Below are 18,239 nucleotides of genomic sequence, written 5' to 3'. Positions count from 1 at the left end.
ACGTGAGTCTGGTTTACAACGAAGATCAACTGCAATTGCAGGACAGCGCGCGCGATTTCTTATCTGGCCGTTCGCCGGTGTCGGTGCAGCGGGCAGTGCGTGATCAGCAGCTTGCTGCCGGTTACGACCATAAGGTTTGGCAGGGCATGCTGGAGCTTGGCTGGGGTGCAGTGGCATTCAGCGAAGAACAAGGTGGGCTGGATTTCGGCTTTGCCGGTTTTGCACCGCTGTTCGAAGAAATTGGCCGCCACCTGAGCGCCTCGCCATTACTTAGCAGTGTGGTGTTGTGCGGTGGGCTGATTGAACAACTGGGTACTGAGTCACAGTGTCAGCAGTGGCTGCCGCAGCTGATCAGCGGCGAGCTGCGTTTGGCGCTGGCGCTGGATGAGACGGCGCGCCATGCACCGCAGACTATTACCCTCAGCGCCCAGGCGGATGCTCAGGGCTGGGTGCTCAATGGCGACAAGAGCTGGGTCGCCGATGGCAGCGAGGCGAACGGCTGGCTGGTGGTGGCGCGTGAGGCGGACGGCGGCTGTGGCGTGTTTCTGGTCAGTGCCGGCACCCCTGGGGTGCAGCTGGAGGCGCGGCAGATGATTGATTCGCGCAACATGGCGGCACTGCACTTGAGCAATGTGCGGCTCGGGCACGAGAGCCGGCTGGGCAGTGCCGACGCTGCCGAGGCGCTCGACCTGGTGCTGGATCGCGGGCGCTGCTGCCTGTCGGCGGAGCTACTGGGCTTGGCCGAAACCGCCTTCCAGATGACCGTCGAGTACCTCAAGACCCGTGTCCAGTTTGGCGTGCCGATTGGCAGTTTTCAGGCGCTACAGCACCGCGCTGCTCGCCTGTATGCCGATTTAGAGTTGGCGCGCAGCTGTGTGATGGGCGCGTTCGCTCAGCTTGACCGCAGCGGTGCAGATAGCTGCGAGCGCCGACGTCTGGTCAGCCTGGCCAAGTGGAAAGCCGGTCAGGTGGCGCTGCGCGTGAGTAATGAGGCGGTGCAAATGCACGGTGGCATCGGTGTCACCGATGAGTTTGATCTCGGGCTATTTCTCAAGCGCATGCGGGTCGCGCAGAACCAGCTGGGTAACAGCGATTATCACTGCCAGCGCTACGGCGAAAACCAGGCGAGCTGAGTCCGCTGGCGACCCTATAAGAACGATAAGAGGTGAACATGCAAGCCAGTCTTCTAGAACAGTGGCGCGGCTGCAGTCAGCAACTGCTCAGCGCCCAGTCGCCATTTGCGCTGGCCGTGGATGAGCAGGGGCAGAAGCATTTTGTGAATGCCCCGGCTGATCTGATCGAGGCCCTCCAGGCCGGCCGTCGCCACGGCAACGCGCCGTTTCTGCTGTGGCGCGAGCAGCGTTTCAGCTTTGCCGAATTTTATGCGGCCGCCGATCAGATGACCGCGGCGCTGCAACAGATACTGCGCATTCAGCCAGGCGCGCGGGTGGCCATTGCCATGCGCAATCGCCCGGAGTGGATGATTGCCTTTGTCGCCTGTGTCCAGGCCGGCGCTGTCCCCGTGCCGCTGAATAGCTGGGGCTTGCATGATGAGCTGCTCCACGCCATTGAGGATGCCGGTGCGGCAGCCCTGATCTGCGATCCGGAGCGTTTGCAGCAACTGCAGGACAGTCTGCAGGGCGTTCAGGTGATTCTGGTCGATGGCCAGCCTGCAGCTGTCCAGCATGCTTGGGCGGCGCTGCTGGATGCCGAACTGGCGCCGATGCAACTGGCGTCCGTCAAACCCGATGATGCGGCATTGATGATGTATACCTCAGGCACCACCAGCCGGGCCAAGGGCGTGTTGTCCAACCATCGTGCGGTGGCTCAGTCACTGTTTGCCCTGGAATACCAGGGCGCCCTGGCCGGCATGACGTCGCCGGAGCGGATCAAACCGATCATGGAGTCAGGGCTGCAGCCCACTGCGCTGCTGTGTTTCCCGTTGTTCCATGTCAGTGGTTTGCACGCCCAGTTTCTGAGCATGCTGCGCAATGGCCGGCGCATGGTGATCATGTACAAGTGGGATGCTGAAGAAGCCCTGCGACTTATAGAGACCGAGCGCTGCACGCAATTCAACGGCGCTCCGGTGATGATGCTGCAGTTGATCAACCATCCGCGTTTCGACAGCAGCGCTACCGCTACGTTGTTCGCCTTGGGCTTGGGTGGCGGGGCGCCATCGCCGGCGCTGCTGGAGCGTTTACTGTCGGTCAAGCCGCTGGCTATGGTCGGTTCCGGCTACGGCATGACCGAAAGCAATGGAGTCGGCTCGGCCCAGGGCGGCGAGCAGTTTGTGCATTTTTCCGCCAGCTCTGGATGGCCGTTGCCGTTGGTCGATGTGGTGATTGGCGAGTCGCCGGAGCAGCCGCTGCCGCCAGGCCAGCCCGGACCGATTTGGCTGCGCTCGGTGACCCTGATGCAGGGTTACTGGAACCGTCAGGAAGAGACCGAACAGGTGCTGCAGAACGGTTGGCTGTTTAGCGGTGATGTCGGTTATTTAGATGAGCACGGCATGGTCTACCTCACCGACCGGATCAAGGACATCATCATCCGCGGCGGCGAGAACATCTCGGCCCTTGAGGTCGAGCAGTGCGTTGCCGGCCATGAAGCGGTGATCGAGGCGGCGGCATTTGCCTTGCCGGATGCCGAGCTGGGTGAGTGCGTGGGTCTGGTGGCCTGTGTCAGTGAGGAGGTCAGCGAGCAGCAGTTGCGCACCTTCCTGGCTGGAAAGCTGGCACCGTTCAAGATCCCCAGTCGGATCTGGTTCACCCGCGAGCCGTTACAGCGCAACGCCACTGGCAAATTGCAGAAGCCTCAGATCAAGCAGGCCCTCGGCCTCGCCTGAGTCATCCTCTCGCTATTGGAGCGCGCTGTGCGTCAGCGTTGCTCCCCTGTGCACGAGAAAACTATGCGCACATTGAATGGAAAGGTCGCCCTCGTCACCGGCGGAGCCCAGGGCATTGGTCGGGGCATTGTCGAGGCTTACCTCAAGGCTGGTGCCTGTGTGTTGTTGAGCGATATCAATGCGCTCGCCATCGAACAAGCGCTGTCCGAGCTGGACGCGCAGCAGGCGGGCCGGGTGCTTGGCTATCAAGCGGATGTCACCTGCAAGGCCGATGTGCAAGGCATGGTGGCGGCGGCTATCGAGCATTTTGGGCGGCTGGATATCCTGGTCAACAATGCCTGGAAAGGGGCCGGATTCGCGCGTTTAGAAGAGCAGTCGGACGAGCAGCTGCGGGGTGCTTTCGATATGGCCGTGATGGCCGCGTTTTGGGCCATGCAGGCGGCGCTGCCGGAGTTTCGCCGATTGGGTGGCGGGCGCGTGATCAACCTGTGCTCGCTCAATGGTGTTAACGCGCACATGTACAGCGCCGACTACAACGCGGCCAAGGAAGGCCTGCGCAGCCTGACCCGCACCGCTGCGCGGGAGTGGGCGCAGTATCAGGTGTGCTGCAACATCATTTGCCCCGGCGCGGCCAGTGAAGCCTATCGGCGCTTCGCGGCGGCCAGCCCGGAGAACGCGGCCGCCATGGCGCAGGCCAACCCCATGGGGCGCATCGGTGATCCACTCCACGACATTGGCCCGGTGGCCGTGTTCCTTGGCAGCGATGACTGCCGCTATGTGACCGGCAATACCCTATTCGTTGACGGCGGTGCGCATATCAACGGCGTGCACTGGGCGCCGCAGCTGAAGTCCTGATTGCCATCGTTTTCCATTCCCGGCTTTATCCAAGCGAGCGCCTGATGAACAAAGACGTTACCAATCCCTGGGTCTGCTTCATTGCCCTGTTGTTCGCTACCTTTGTCACCATCGAGGCGGCGGCCTTCCAAGCGCCGGTGCTACCCAGTGTCACCGCGCACTTCGCTATTGCGGTCAATCTGGCTGCACTGATCCTGATCTTCTACTTCGTTGCAGTGGCGGTTTGCGCACCGATGATGGGGCGTCTCGGCGACCGCTATGGACAGCGGCGTATGGTCAGTATCGGCTTGCTGGTATTTGCTATCGCCGAATTTATGGCGGCCTGGGCGCCGAGCTTCTGGATTTTTCTCCTGGCGCGGTTTCTCCAGGGGTTGGGAGTAGCGTGTATTTTCCCGGCGGTTTTCAGTTACGTGAATCGCCTGTTTCGTGAAGACCAGCGCGGCATGGCGCTGGGCGTAATGATGTTCGTCATGACCTTCGGCGCTGCCAGTGGCGGGCTGCTGGGTGGCTTGATGATCGATGCCTTCGGCTGGCGCAGCGTCTATCTGGTCAGCGGCGTGTTGGCGCTGTTGGGTCTGATTCCTCTGTTGCTGTGGGTGCCGGAGCAGCGGGGGCAGGCCGTGGCAGGGCAGTTTGACTGGCGCGGCGCGCTGTTGCTGCTGTCGACCATTGCGGCGTTGCTGTCGCTGCCCACCTGGGCGGCCAATTTCGGCAGCGACTCCTGGCTTACCTGGGCGATTGGCCTCGTCGGTATCGTCAGTCTGTTGTGGCTGTGGCGCCACAGTGGTCGACACTCGACCCCGGTGATTGATGTGTCGCTGGTGAAGGATCGACGCTTTGCCGTGCCCAGTGCCATCTATTGGATACAGATGATCCTGAGCAGCGGTGTGGTCTATTCGCTGGCGTTCTTTATCAATACCCGCCCGGGTGGCAGCGCCGCCCAGTTCGGCATGGTCACCCTCGCGCTCTTTGGCTGCACCATGCTGGCCTCGCCGATAGCCGGCAAGCTGATCGACCGCATCGAGCCGCGCCGGGTCGTGATCCTGTCACTGCTGGGAAGTTTAGGGGCGTTGATCCTGTTCGCGCGCATGGACACCTCAATGCCGCTGTCGACCGTGTTGGTGTTGGTGGGCTTTATCGGTCTGATGATGGGGGCCAACTGCCCGGCGCTGATGAAGCTGGCGCTTGGCGCGGTGCCGCCGCAGAAAACCGGCGCCGGCTCCGGTCTGTTCAGCATGTTGCGCGACATCGGCGCGCCCACCGGCTCGTCCCTGGCGCTGGCCATCTTCGGTCTGTCCTCAGCCTTTCATACCCGCCGCGTGGCGGAAAATACCGCCAGCGAATTAGGCCTAAGCGCATTGCAGGCCGCTGAGCTGCTGCAGGCCGCGACCCAGCGTGGCAGCGAGATCAGTTCGGGGTTGAGCGACGCGTTGCTCGAGTCGGGCGTTGGCGTCGTGCAGGTACTGGAAAGTATTACGGTTGCCTCGTTGAACGGGGCCATCAACAGCGTAGGTTACCTGCTGATCGGGCTGCTGGTTGTGGCACTGGCGTTGACCCCGTTCCTGGGTCGACGCAGTGATGTGCAGAGCGTATCGGGGAAAGTGGGCAGCATCAGTTAGTGATTTGCGGCTCGCTGTCTCCAGCTGTTTGAAGCAGCGCAAGCGCCTCGAACAGCTCAGCCGCTCACCTTTCGGGCAGCCGAATGCCCGCCTTCTTAGCCGCTATGCGGCCCGTGTGAAAGCCATCAGGCCTGTCGTCAAGTGTGTCTCGGCGATATGGGTCAGCACAGGGGATGTCGGGTGAGCGTCCGCGCGTTGGCTGGCGGCTGTGCAGGCTGAATTCTTAAGCGTGCGGCCACATCATTCAGCACATCTGCTCATCCGCGTGGCGGTTGCCCACCGACGATGTTGGCATTTTTAGCGTGAGGGAAGGGGGAGGGTGGCACTCGTCATTCTTCGCATGGGCGCAGAATGACGAGGCGATAGGCTGAATCCAGGACCGTGATCCAGGATCCGGCCGGGGTTTTACAGCGCCAGGGCGACCTCGGTCGCTGAGCGCAGCGCGCCTTCGATATAACCCAGGGCCTGGCTGTCGCCAAGGCGATGGATGGGCAGGCCACTGCTGGCCAATTCATCGGCCAGGCTGGAGTCCGGCCCGGCACCCAGAGCGAGTACCACCGAGTCGGCGCTGGCCTGCTGAGGCTGGCCATCCTTGTCCAGGTAATGCACGGTCTGTGCGTCAATACGTTGGATCTGCACCTGGGTCAGGAGTGGAACATCATGCTGGCGCAGATTGTCCAGTACCCGCCAGCGGCGCACGATAGACAGCTCGCGGCCCAGATGGGTGTCCGGCTCCAATACGGTGACCCGGCGGCCCCGTTCGAGGAGGAATTCGGCCAGCTCCAGCCCCACCAATCCGCCGCCAATGATCACCACCTGCTTGCCCAGCGGCATCCACAGCTTCGACAGTTGCTTGAGCGCGTCGGCACTGTTGGTCGCACCGGTCATGCTGCCGGCTTTCATCATTGCACGTTGGGTTAATGACAGCTTGGCCTTGGCGATTTCATCGGCACGGTCGCCGGTCATCAGGCGGCGCAGTTCATCACCACTCCAGACATGCTTGAGGTCCGCCCCCGGGATGTCCGGTGCGGCACGGCGCGCGCCGTTGGCGACCAACACTTGATCGGCGCCAAGTTGCAGCAACAGTTCGGGAGTGACATTGACATTCAGACGGACATCGATTGGCAGCTGACCGACCTGATGCACCAGGTTATCGAGCAGTGCGCCGTTTTCCGGGTAGGCCAGTGCAGCGAAGAACAGCGTGCCACCAAGGCGGTTGCTGCGCTCCAGCAGGGTGACCCGGTGGCCGCGCAGGCTGGCCAGGCGCGCCGCTTCCAATCCGGCAGGGCCTGCACCCACTACCACGATATGTTGTGGCTGCGCCGCTGGCAGGATGACCTTCTGCGATTCGTGCCCGGTGAACGGGTTGACCGCGCACTTGACCCGCTGATTGACGAAGATCTGGCTGACGCAGACGTAGCAGTAAATACACGGCCGAATTGCCGCCGCGTCACCCTTGAGCAGCTTGTTGGGCAGTTCCGGGTCGGCCAGCATCTGCCGCGCCATGGCGACGAAATCACATTTGCCGTCGGCGATGGCTTTGTCCCCGGTAAGCGGGTCCAGTCGGCCGACCGCGATCACTGGCACCTTGACGACTTTCTTCACCTGGGCGGCCCAGTCGAGAAAGCCAGCCGGTTTTTGCACCAGCGGCGCTTCAGTAAAGGCCACGCCGGCGGTGGTGGCGGCGTAGGCGGACACCGAAACGGCATCCACCCCGGCGCTTTCGGCCATCTGTGCGAAGGCCTGACACTCTTCCCGGGTGATTCCGCCATCGAGGCGCAGTTCGCGGGCGTCCAGACGCAGCCAGACAGGGAAATCCTCACCCGTACGCCGGCGCACCTCGTGGATCACTTCGAGCATCAGGCGCGCGCGGTTTTCCAGGCTGCCGCCGTATTCATCGTCGCGCTTGTTGTAATAGCCGGAGAGGAAGCCGGCGATGATATAGCTGTGCGCCGCGTGGATCTCGACCCCATCGAAGCCGGCCCGCTGGGCCCGCTCGGCGGCTTCGCCGAACCAGCCGACCAACTGCGCAATGTCGGCTTTATCGAGCACCCGCAAGGTCGGTTTGCTTTTCGGCTTGCCGGCGCTGATGAAGGCCCCCAGTTCTTCTGGGGTCAGTGAATCCATCATGTCGGTTTTGGTTTGCGGTGGGTATGACGGTACCCACAACTCGCGCCCTTCCATCAGGTCGCGCACGGCAGTCTTACCTGCGTGCTGCAACTGGATGGCTATCTTTGCGCCGTGTTTGTGCACCCGCTGCACCAGCTGGCTGAGGCCAGGCAGAAAACGGTCGTCTGAAAGGCCGAGCTGATAGGGTTCGGCCGTCCCGGCGGGGAAGGCAATGGCGCCGACACCCATAATCAGCAGGCCAGCACCACCGGCAGCACGCGCTTCGTAGTAGGCCTGAATGCGCTCGCCGCAGGTGCCATCTGTTTCGGCGAAGTTGGAGCCCATTGGCGCCATGATGATGCGGTTGCGCAGCTGCAGCTTGCCGATGCTGGCCGGCTGCAGCAGGTGGGAGTAACTCATGCGGTAACCCTCATGGGCAGGGCGAGCGGGCTCACCCTAGTATGACTAGTGTTGGTCGTTCGGCGCGTTATGCATCGCCCAGGAAGGTGATGCATTCCCGGTTGAACAGCGCCTGGTGCTCGACCTGTACCCAGTGACCGCAACGGTTGAGCATGATGAACCGTGCATTGGGCGCATTGTCGAGAATTTTCAACGCGCCGGCCGGCGGGTTGAACAGATCGTTAGTGCCCCAGAAACCGAGAATCGGCACCTGGATCTCGCCCAGGCGTTCGGTCATGTTCGGCACCATCATGGTGGAGAAGAGGTTGGCCGGTTGGGTAACCGCGACGGCGGCGCGCTCTTTGAGCAGGTCTTCATCGAGCTGGCTGCTATCGAACAACTGCAGGCTCATGACATCGCGCATTTCCTCGACGCCCATCGGGCCCTTGGCGAACACCTCGACCATGCGCAGAATTCCGGGCATGCGGAAATAGCTCTCGCGCTCTTCCACGCCGCCGGGTGCCATCAGCACCAGTTTCTCTACGCGCTCGGGATAGGCCAGGGTCGCGCCCAGGGCAATGGCCCCGCCCAAGGAGTTACCCAGCAGGGTGCAGCGATCGATGCCCACCTTGTCGAGAAAGCCTTTCAGGCTGCTGACAAAGAAGTCCAGGTCGTAGTTCACATCGGCCGGTTTGTCGGAGCGGCCGAAGCCCGGTAGATCCAGCACGATATTGCGGTAGCCCGCTTCTGCAAAAACTGGATAGTTGCCCTTGAAGTTACTGAAGCCGCTGGCGCCGGGGCCGCTGCCATGCAGCCAGATCACCACCGGGCCGCTGCCGATGTCGAGGTAGTGCAGGGTCAGGCCATTATCCAGGGTGGCATAGCTGCCGGTTGGCAACGGCAGTTCGGCGATAGAAGTGCTATTCACATTCAAATTCCTTCAAGCAAAGCGGGTTCGTTGACTGGATCGGCCTTGGGCCCGTCGACCTGCCGGCGATAGCGGGGGATTGCCAAGGCCAGACTGATACACGGCACTAGCAGAATGGCGATGGTGCTGGCCATGGCGTAGCGCAGGGCTTCGGCGCCCATGGTCTGTATAAAGAAGTCACTGAGCATGCCGACGACCAGCGGGCCGATGCCGACGCCGAACAGGGCAACCCCCATCAGAAATAACGCGGTGCCCTGGGCAAGTTTGTGCGCGGGGAACAGGTGAGTCATGGCGCCGAAGCAAGGAACCGTCCACCAGGTGCCGAAAAACGCGAAACCCAGGTACAGGAGAATCGGCGTTGGTGCATTGAAGCCGCCTATGGCGAATACCGAACCGGCCGGCCACAGGAAGAACATCAGGCCTAGAGGAATGCTCAGCCCCGTACCGATCAGCGCGGTACCCAGCTGCCAGCCGCTGTTGAGACGTACCAGGCGGTCGGTTGTCCAGCCACACGTCAGGGTGCCGATGACCGACATTACACCGCCGCCGATACCCAGCAGCGCGCCCGCTTGAGTCAAGTTGAGGCCGTGTGAGCGGATCAGGAAGCTCGGTGTCCAGGTGCCGATTGCATAGCCAGCGATTGCCGCGAAGCTACCGGAAACCACGATCAAGGCATAAGAGGGCGTTTTGGCCAGCGACAAGAAGGTTTTTACGATGTTTTCCTGGGCCTCCTGGGCCGACGCAACCTTATGCCGCGGCGCACGCACCGTGAAGGCCAGCAGCAAGCCCAGCAGCACGCCCGGTGCCCCGATCAGAATGAACGACCAGCGCCAGCCATACATGTCTGCGATCCAGCCGCCCAGACCCAGGCCGAACACCGCACCCAAAGCCGGGCCCATCAGAAAGATCGCTAAGGCCCGCGAGCGCTGGCTGGGCGGATACAGGTCGGCAACCATGGCCACCGAGGGTGCTGAACCGCCGGCTTCACCAATTGCGACGCAGGCGCGGAATAGCAGCAGCATGGTGAAGCTGGTGGCTACGCCGCAAAGCATGGTCATCACGCTCCAGCCAATACAGGCCACGGCGATCACCGGTTTGCGCCCGATGCGGTCAGAAAGGCGGCCCAGTGGCAGGCCGAACACGGTATAGAACAGCGCGAAGGCGACACCCGAGAGTAATCCGATCATGGTGTCGGAGACGCCGAATTCCAGCTTGATCGGCTCGATCAGAATGGAGATCAGCAAGCGGTCGATGTAATTAAAAATATAGATCAGAGCCAGCATCATCAAGGCGTAGTGGGTATGCCAGGTGACCTTGTGTTGCGACGTACTGGGGGTGACTGGCGGATTCACGGCGATCTCCAGAATAGCGGATATTTGTTCTTGTCTTATCGATCATCCCCTCCGTTGATCGCGCCCAACATCGTCCATTCAGACCAGTGTCGCAGCGCTGTCAGCAAGCCGTATTGCTCAGTTGGATGGTTAGTCTCAATGGACGATGTTGGGGCTTGTTGACGAATGAATCATAGCTAGCACCGGAAACGGGTCGACTGCGAGCGACCGACAGGAGCAGCTATGAAACTCGATAACAAGATTGCCTTTGTAACAGGTGCCGCCCAGGGCATGGGTGCCGCGATTGTTCGTCAGTTCGTCGAGCAGGGTGCGCTGGTGTATGCCGCCGATATTAACGCAGCGGCCATCGAAGCCAGCGTTGCCGAATACGGCGACCGGGCCCGCGCCGTGGTGTGCAATGTAATGGACGAAGCCTCTGTGCAGGCGGCCATGCAGCGCATTAGTGACGAGTCAGGGCGCCTCGATGTACTGGTTAATAACGCGGGTACCGGCTCGGTAGACAGCTTCCTCGATACGCCAGTAGAAAACTGGGATCGGGTGATCGGGGTCAACCTCAAGGGCACCTTCCTCTGCGCCCGCGAAGCCGCTCGACTGATGGTTGCCAAGGAAGCAGCCGGCACCATCATTAATTTCTCCAGCACCGCCGCGGTAACCGGTGAAGGCCCAAGCCATTACGTGGCCTCCAAGGCCGGGGTTATGGGGCTGACGCGCAGCCTGGCTCGTGAGCTGGCGCCTAGCCGTATTCGCGTCAACACCATCGTTCCCGGGCCTACCGATACGCCGATGATGGCGGGCATTCCCGATGAGTGGATGCAGGCCATGATCGCTGCAATTCCTCTAGGCCGGCTCTGCCAGCCCGATGAAGTGGCCCGTGTGGCGGTGTTCCTGGCCAGTGAAGACGCCAGCTTCATCACCGGCCAGAACATCACCGTCAACGGCGGTTCGGCATTCATTTAAGGGGAAGGCACATGACAACACGCATGCAAAACAAAGTGGCTTTCGTCACCGGCGGTGGTTCGGGAATCGGCGCGGCAACCGCGATCAAGATGGCTGCCGAAGGCGCCATCGTAGTGATTTGCGGACGTCGCGAAGAGCCGCTGAAGGATGTCGTCGAGCAGATCCGTGCCGCAGGCGGCAACGCTGATTACCGGGTCGCCGATGTGAGTAACGAAGCTGACTTCGTCAACGCCATCAAAACCACTGCAGAGCAATACGGCCGCCTGGACATCATGGTCAACAACGCCATGGCTTACACCTGGGGCGGGGTCGACAGCATGACTACCGCAGATTGGCACGCCAATTTCGCCACTACGGTGGACGGCACGTTCTGGGGCACCCGTACCGCGATGCAGCTGATGAAGGAGCAGGGTGGTGGCTCGATCGTCAACATCGCTTCGATTTGCGGTCTGTTTGGTACTGCCTGGATGTCCGGTTACTCCGCAGCCAAGGCGGCGGTAATCAACTTCAGCCGTGCGGTCGCCTCAGAAGGTGCGCCCTACAAAGTGCGCTGCAACGTCGTGGTGCCCGGTGTAGTCGCAACTCCAGCCACCGCCGGCATGCTTGGCGATGATAAGACGCGCAACAACACCGAGAAGCTGATCCCCATGGGGCGGGTCGGCGAGGCCGACGAGCTGGCCAATGCGGTGTTCTTCCTCGCCTCCGACGAAGCCTCCTATATCACCGGTGCCAGCCTGGCCGTGGATGGCGGCCGCAGCTCCGATCTGTACACCGTACTGGAATGAAGCGTGGGCCTGCGGGCCCGCCTCACCGCAAAACCTATAGGCAATAGCATGGATCAAAATACCCTTGCGCAGCGTCTGGATCGGCTTGAGTCGATCGAGGCCATCCGCCAGCTGGCGGGCAAATACTCCCTGTCGCTGGACATGCGCGACCTAGATGCCCACGTCAACCTGTTCGCCGCAGATATCCGGGTTGGCGGCGGCAAGGTCGGTCGCGCCCACCTCAAGAGCTGGGTGGACGACACCCTGCGTCAGCAGTTCACCGGCACCTCTCACCATCTTGGTCAGCACATCATCGAGTTCGTCGATGAGGACCACGCCATCGGTGTGGTGTATTCGAAGAACGAGCATGAGACCGACGGTGAGTGGGTGATCATGCAAATGCTCTATTGGGATGACTACCAGCGCATCGACGGGCAGTGGTTTTTCCGCCGCCGACTGCCTTGCTACTGGTATGCCGTGGACCTGAACAAGCCACCGGTCGGTGAGATGAAGATGCGCTGGCCGGGGCGTGAGTCCTACGACGGCACCTTCCATGCGCTGTTTCCGTCCTGGCAGAAATTCTGGGCCGAAACGCCTGCGCGTGACGTGTTGCCGGAGGTGGCAGAGCCCGCTCCGGTTGAGCACTTCCTGCGCCGCATGCGTGCCGATACTCCCGCACCGAAAATCCGTGTTCGCTGAGGGAGAGGGCCTATGAACGCATTAATGCAATCTGCTCGTTTCGGCGAGCTGCACCTGGCCAATCGAATCGTCATGGCACCGATGACGCGCAGCCGTGCCGACAGTGACGCAGTGCCAACAGCGGTGATGGTCGAGTATTACGCCCAGCGCGCGTCGGCTGGCCTGATCGTCGCTGAAGGCACCTCGCCGTCCGCCGATGGTTTGGGCTATTGCCGTACCCCGGCGATCTTCAGCGCGCCGCAGATCGAAGCCTGGCGTCAGGTGACCGATGCGGTGCATGCCGCGGGCGGTCAGATTGTGGTGCAGCTGATGCACTGCGGTCGTGTGGCCACCCATCACAACAAACCTGCCGGCAGCCGTACCGTGGCGCCCTCGGCCGTGCTGGCACAGACCCAGTTGTTTACGGACACCGTGGGTATGGCCGACACCGACATGCCGGACGCCCTGAGTCGAGCGCAGATCAGCCAGGTTATCGACGATTACCGCCAGGCGGCGCTAAATGCTCGCGAAGCCGGCTTTGATGGCGTCGAGCTGCATTGCACCAGTGGCTACCTGCCGATGCAGTTCATGTCGGAAAACGCTAACCAGCGTACCGATGAGTACGGTGGCAGTGCCGACAACCGGGTGCGATTTGCGCTGGAGGTGTTACGCGCCATGGCCGATGCCATCGGCTCGGGGCGCGTCGGCGTGCGCTTCTGCCCTGGTAACAAGTTCAACGACATTGTCGACAGTGACCCGGCGGCAACCCTGGACGCGCTATTGCGTGGGCTGGACGGTATGCAGTTGGCCTACCTGCACATGATGCGTGCGCACACCCGCAAGGTCGATGCCTTCGCCGCAGCCCGTGCCGGATTCAGCGGAGCGCTGATCGTCAATGATGGTTTCGAGCCCGACAGTGCGGCGCAGATTGTTGCCGCTGGGCAGGCTGACGCGGTGTCCTTTGGGCGGCATTACATCGCTAACCCGGATCTGGTGACGCGCATTTGCGAGCAGCTGCCGCTCGCCGAGTTCGACCGTCAGACCCTCTACTCCCCAGGCCCCGACGGCTACATCGATTACCCCACTGCAGACGTCCGCACGCCGGAGGCGTTGTCATGAGCAAAAGCCAGACACAACAACAAGAATTTGCAGATTATGCCTTGCCCACGCCCGAGCAGACCCAGGCCAAACTGGACCTGCGCTCGGTGGCTGCCGGGCGGATAAAACCTGCGCAGAATTACACCCTGGCCGATCGTTTGGAATCTCAGGTGGAACGTTTCCCTGAGCGCGACTTTCTGGTCTACGGCGATCAGCGCTTCAGCTACCGCGAAGTCGACGAGCGCGCCAATCAGTATGCCAATACCTTCCTAGCGCGCGGCATACGCCCCGGCGATGTCTGCGCGATGGCCATGGAGAACCGCCCGGACTTCTTCTTCTGCTGGTTTGGCCTGACCAAGATTGGTGCGGTCACGGCCTTTATCAATTACCACCTTACCGGTAAGGCGCTGGTGCATGCATTGCAGTCCACCTCGGCCAAGGCAGTGGTGATCGGTGAGGAGTGCCTAGGCGGCTTTCTGGACACTGAGCAGACCGCGGATTACCCGCGCTGGTTGGTGGCCGATAGCGAAAAGCCACAGGCGCGTAGCGCGCTGCCGGCCAGCCTCGATCAGCAGTTTGATCAGCAGGTGCTCAATGCTGCGCGCACTCGTCCGGATGCTGCGCTGCGCGCCGGCATCAAGGCCGAAGACGACATGCTGTACATCTTCACCTCAGGCACCACCGGGCTGCCCAAAGCGGCCAAGTACAGCCACATGCGCTGGATGACGTCTGGCGATGTGATGGAGGTGACCTTGGCGGTGACCCCAGATGACGTGTTCTATTGCTGCCTGCCGCTGTACCACGGCGCCGCCGCTACGTCGGTGACCTCCACCGCTCTGGCCGCCGGTGCGTCCATCGTGTTCCGCCGCAAGTTCAGCGCCAGCCAGTTCTGGCAGGACATCCGTCGGCACCGGGTGAGCATTTTCCAGTATATCGGCGAGGTCTGCCGCTATTTGCTGAACAAGCCGGCGCAGCCTGATGACCGTCAGCACGGTCTGCGCTGCATGCTCGGTGCCGGTTTGAGTAAGGAAGTCTGGACGCGCTGGATTGCGCGCTTTGGAGACCTCGAAGTCTTCGAGGGCTGGGGAGCCACCGAGGCGAACGCGGCGACGCTGAACGTTGATAACCGTATCGGCTCCTGCGGTCGGGTGCCGTTCTGGGACAAGACCAACCTGCGCCTGCTCAAATATGACACCGCTAACCAAACCCATCTACGCAATGACGAAGGGCGCTACATCCATTGTCAGCCTGGCGAGGTTGGTGAAGCGGTGGGCATGATCTTCAATCATCCGGATATTGGTGCTGGGCGTTTTGAGGGCTATACCTCGGCCGAGGCCACCGAAAAGAAGATCCTGCGCAATGTATTCAGCGATGGCGACGCCTGGTGGAGCTCAGGCGACCTGCTGCGTTATGACGAAGACGGCTACTGCTATTTCGTCGACCGCATCGGCGATACCTTCCGCTGGAAGAGCGAGAACGTATCGACCCTGGAAGTGGCAGATGCGCTGAGCGACTTCCCTGGCATGGAGCTGGTCAATATTTACGGCGTAAGGGTCCCTCAGCATGAGGGGCGTGCGGGGATGGCCGCCGTGCTGATGCAACCAGGCCAGCACTTCGATCCGCAGGCGTTTTTCGACTTCGCCAGCCAACGCCTGCCGCACTACGCGGTGCCGGTGTTCGTGCGGGTCTCGGCCATGGCGGACATGACCAGCACCTTCAAACTGCGCAAAATCGACCTGCAGCGTGAGGGTTACTCCCCCGATTTGCTCGACGATCCGCTGTTTATCAAGGATGACCGGGCCGGCGGCTACGTACCGCTCAGCAGCGAGGCGTTGGCGCGTGCTGGCCTGCCTGCCTTTGCTGGAGAAGCCTGATGAGCGATCTGGGCCTGCACGAGTCTGCGGTCAGGGACAGCCTGAGCTTTCCCTGGATCGAGCCGCCGCAGCCGGGGCATACCCTGGAAGTGGCGCCTGGCGTGCTGTGGTTGCGCATGCCGCTGCCGTTCGGCCTGGATCACATCAATCTATACCTGCTGCGCCACGAGCACGGTTGGGTTGTGGTGGATACCGGACTGAATACGCCGCAGAGCCGCGAGGTATGGGAAAGCGTTTTCACCGAGGTGTTCGCCGGTGCCCCCGTGCTGGCGGTCATCGTGACGCATTTTCACTATGACCATAGCGGTCTGTTCGGCTGGCTGGTTGATCGCTTTCGCTGCCCGGCGTACATGAGCTTTGGCGAATACCAGTCGATGTTCGTCACGCACCCCAAAGGTGATGAGGGCAATTGGGCGTTCTCGCAGTTCTTTGAGCGCTGCGGCCTGAGCGATGAGCAGATATCTGATCTGCAACCGATGCTCAGCAAAATGTCCTATGACATCGATGCGCCCACCAGTTTTCACCGCCTGCGTGAAAACGGCCTGCTGAAAATTGGCAATCGCAGCTGGCGTGTCGTTGTCGGCTCCGGGCATTCACCCGAGCACGCGTGCCTGTATAGCGAAGACGACCAGCTGCTGATTTCCGGCGACCAGATCCTGCCGCGTATTACCTCCAGCGTTTGCGTGAATGTCACCGAGCCTGAAGCTAACCCGCTGGGTGATTGGCTGGCCTCACTGCGGCGCTTTCGCAACCTGCCCGATTCGGTGCTGGTGCTGCCGGCTCATGAGCGGCCATTCCATGGTCTGCATCATCGCCTAGGGCAGTTACAGCAACACCATGATGCCCATCTGGAGACGCTGCTGACGCTACTGGACAGTCCAAAGACCGTAGCCGAACTGCGCCCTGCGCTGTTTCCCAAGGTACGCAACAGTTTCGATTTGTTGATGGCCATAGGGGAAACCCTGGCCCACATCAATTTCCTCAGGGATGAGGGAGTGCTGACCCGCACGTTTGACGGCAAAGCCTGGCGCTTCGGTCTGTCCAGTAGTGGCGGTGAGGTGTTTACAGCAACTGAAGACATCCATGTTTAACCAAAAACAGCCGGCAAGTTGTTTCACCTAAACGCAGGAGTAGTTATGAAAAACAATAAAAACAACGCTATACACCGGGGGGCTACAGGCTTTGCGGTTGCATCACTGGCCATTGCCATCGCCGCATCTTCTACCCAAGACGTGCAGGCAGGAGAGCGGCTTAGTTTCGACAATGGCGCGACCATCGATTGGACGCTGACCACCAGTTACGGTATTGGCACGCGTTTGGAGAATGCCGACTCTCGGCTGCTGAACGGGCAGGCCAATGGTGATGACGGCAATCGCAACTTCGAGCGTAACGCGCTCACTACCAACCGGGTAACTGCCCTGGGTGAAATCATTCTGCGTAAAGACAACTACGGCGCGGTGTTGCGCGGTAGTACCTTTTACGATGATGTTTACCACAGCCAAAATGACAACAACTCGCCGCGCACCGTGAACAAAACCGGTGCCCACGACGAGTTCACCAGTGACGCGAAGAAGTTTTCCGGTGGCCGCAGCCGCTTCCTCGATGCCTACGTGTTCGGCGACTTTGACCTGCATGACAATCAACGTTTGGGTATCAAGGCCGGTCGACACGTGGTGGCCTGGGGCGAGGGGTTGTTTTATCCAGGGGTGAACGGCGTGCAGGGGCCGGTCAACGTGGTCAACGCCGGCCAGCCGGGGGTTGAGGTCAAGGACATCTTGCTGCCAGTCGGCCAGGTATCGGCCAACTGGGAAATCAACCCCGACTTCGGCCTGTCGGCCTATGTGCAGTATGAGTGGAAGGGCAACGAGCTGAACCCGGTAGGTTCCTTCCTGTCGACTTCCGATGTTACCGGCCCGGGCGCTGAGTTCCTCTATGTACCTGTTGCTCCAGGGTTCTCTGTTAAAGCCGCGAACATGGGCGACAACGAGCCGCGTGACAGCGGTCAGTACGGTCTTCGTGCCATGTACCGGCCGACCCTGACCACCGAACTGGGCTTCTTCCATGTTCGCTATCACGACCGTAACCCGGCCGGGATTACCTTGGGCGGTTTTGGTTTGAGCCCCATCAGCCCGAGACTACCGACCAACTACACGGTCGAATATATCGAGGACATCAAGCTGACCGGCATGAGCTTCTCCACCAGCGTGGGTAATACCCAGGTCGGCGGTGAGTGGTCGTACCGCAGCGGTGCTCCGATCACGCTGGCGAATAACCAGTTGTCCACCGGTTCGGGCCAGCAGATGCAGCTGAGCTTTATCCGGGCGCTGGGTGACATGCCTTGGGCCCAATCGACAACCCTGATTGGCGAAGTCGTGCATGTGCGTGCTGATGACGTCGACAAGGTGGGCAACAACAAGGATTACACCTACAGGACCGCTACCACCTGGCAGAGCAAGACCGCCACGGCCTATACCCTGCAGGCGGTTCTGTCCTATCCCGGGATCTTCTCCGGTTGGGATTTGAGCGTACCGGTTAACTGGTCGCATGTCGTCGAGGGTAATACCCCACTTAAAGGCACAATCTCGGCCGGTCAGGGTGACAAGCGCATGTCGGTGGGAGCGACCTTCAAGTACCTCGGCAACCTAGAGCTGAACACGACGTATGTCGGGTATCTGTATACGCCCGACCCAACTCGCAATCGCATGCTGGGTGATCGTGACTACCTGACGTTCTCGGCTAAGTACTCCTTCTGAATTTAAATCGG

Annotated in this window: 14 protein-coding genes; 11 read left to right on the top strand and 3 right to left on the bottom strand. The window is 61.1% G+C overall.

From position 1 onward, the window contains the following. The first annotated feature begins 2 nt into the window (after positions 1-2). The 4 genes from Q0V31_RS17930 to Q0V31_RS17915 all read left to right on the top strand — a co-directional run bounded on the left by Q0V31_RS17930 (position 3) and on the right by Q0V31_RS17915 (position 5,316). Positions 3-1,133: an acyl-CoA dehydrogenase family protein gene (locus Q0V31_RS17930; RefSeq protein ID WP_298190038.1), complete on the top strand. Its 1,131-nt coding sequence runs from the start codon at positions 3-5 to the stop codon at positions 1,131-1,133. A 38-nt stretch (positions 1,134-1,171) separates the two neighbouring features. Beyond that, positions 1,172-2,842, top strand: a complete 1,671-nt coding sequence (locus tag Q0V31_RS17925) for a class I adenylate-forming enzyme family protein (RefSeq protein WP_298190035.1) — start codon at positions 1,172-1,174, stop codon at positions 2,840-2,842. A 63-nt stretch (positions 2,843-2,905) separates the two neighbouring features. After that, a complete protein-coding gene (locus tag Q0V31_RS17920) occupies positions 2,906-3,697 on the top strand; it encodes an SDR family oxidoreductase (protein ID WP_298190033.1) in 792 nt (263 codons plus the stop codon). 44 nt (positions 3,698-3,741) lie between these two features. After that, positions 3,742-5,316 carry an MFS transporter gene (locus tag Q0V31_RS17915; RefSeq protein ID WP_298190030.1) on the top strand — a complete coding sequence of 525 codons (1,575 nt, stop codon included), beginning with the start codon at positions 3,742-3,744 and terminating at the stop codon, positions 5,314-5,316. 405 nt (positions 5,317-5,721) lie between these two features. On the opposite strand, the gene Q0V31_RS17910 is transcribed toward Q0V31_RS17915, so the two are convergent. The 3 genes from Q0V31_RS17910 to Q0V31_RS17900 all read right to left on the bottom strand — a co-directional run bounded on the left by Q0V31_RS17910 (position 5,722) and on the right by Q0V31_RS17900 (position 10,038). After that, positions 5,722-7,845: an FAD-dependent oxidoreductase gene (locus tag Q0V31_RS17910; protein WP_298190028.1), complete on the bottom strand. Its 2,124-nt coding sequence runs from the start codon at positions 7,843-7,845 to the stop codon at positions 5,722-5,724. Between the two features lie 67 nt (positions 7,846-7,912). Next, the gene (locus Q0V31_RS17905) at positions 7,913-8,752 is read right to left on the bottom strand and encodes an alpha/beta hydrolase (RefSeq protein ID WP_298190026.1); all 840 of its coding nucleotides are present in this window, start codon (positions 8,750-8,752) and stop codon (positions 7,913-7,915) included. 2 nt (positions 8,753-8,754) lie between these two features. After that, the gene (locus Q0V31_RS17900) at positions 8,755-10,038 is read right to left on the bottom strand and encodes an MFS transporter (RefSeq protein WP_298191134.1); all 1,284 of its coding nucleotides are present in this window, start codon (positions 10,036-10,038) and stop codon (positions 8,755-8,757) included. Positions 10,039-10,326: 288 nt separating this feature from the next. Between Q0V31_RS17900 and Q0V31_RS17895 the strand changes: the two genes are divergently transcribed. The 7 genes from Q0V31_RS17895 to Q0V31_RS17865 are packed head-to-tail and all read left to right on the top strand — an operon-like array spanning position 10,327 to position 18,228. Beyond that, positions 10,327-11,061, top strand: coding sequence for a 3-oxoacyl-ACP reductase family protein (locus Q0V31_RS17895; RefSeq protein WP_298190024.1), 735 nt, complete (start codon positions 10,327-10,329; stop codon positions 11,059-11,061). Positions 11,062-11,072: 11 nt separating this feature from the next. Next, a complete protein-coding gene (locus Q0V31_RS17890) occupies positions 11,073-11,846 on the top strand; it encodes an SDR family NAD(P)-dependent oxidoreductase (RefSeq protein ID WP_298190022.1) in 774 nt (257 codons plus the stop codon). 48 nt (positions 11,847-11,894) lie between these two features. Then, positions 11,895-12,524, top strand: a complete 630-nt coding sequence (locus Q0V31_RS17885; protein ID WP_298190021.1) for a nuclear transport factor 2 family protein — start codon at positions 11,895-11,897, stop codon at positions 12,522-12,524. A 12-nt stretch (positions 12,525-12,536) separates the two neighbouring features. Beyond that, complete coding sequence (locus tag Q0V31_RS17880) at positions 12,537-13,622, top strand: alkene reductase (protein ID WP_298190020.1); 1,086 nt, start codon at positions 12,537-12,539, stop codon at positions 13,620-13,622. Continuing rightward, positions 13,619-15,475: a long-chain-acyl-CoA synthetase gene (locus Q0V31_RS17875; RefSeq protein ID WP_298190017.1), complete on the top strand. Its 1,857-nt coding sequence runs from the start codon at positions 13,619-13,621 to the stop codon at positions 15,473-15,475. The genes Q0V31_RS17880 and Q0V31_RS17875 overlap by 4 nt, the downstream gene beginning before the upstream one ends. Further along, the gene (locus tag Q0V31_RS17870) at positions 15,475-16,566 is read left to right on the top strand and encodes an MBL fold metallo-hydrolase (protein ID WP_298190015.1); all 1,092 of its coding nucleotides are present in this window, start codon (positions 15,475-15,477) and stop codon (positions 16,564-16,566) included. Before Q0V31_RS17875 ends, Q0V31_RS17870 begins: the two co-directional genes overlap by 1 nt. A 45-nt stretch (positions 16,567-16,611) precedes the next feature. After that, the gene (locus tag Q0V31_RS17865; RefSeq protein WP_298190012.1) at positions 16,612-18,228 is read left to right on the top strand and encodes a DUF1302 family protein; all 1,617 of its coding nucleotides are present in this window, start codon (positions 16,612-16,614) and stop codon (positions 18,226-18,228) included. Positions 18,229-18,239 lie beyond the last annotated feature (11 nt).

This window comes from uncultured Pseudomonas sp., from assembly GCF_943846705.1.
Taxonomy (GTDB): domain Bacteria; phylum Pseudomonadota; class Gammaproteobacteria; order Pseudomonadales; family Pseudomonadaceae; genus Aquipseudomonas.
Note: the sequence above shows the minus strand (reverse complement) of the source record. Positions and strands in the feature narration are given on the sequence as shown.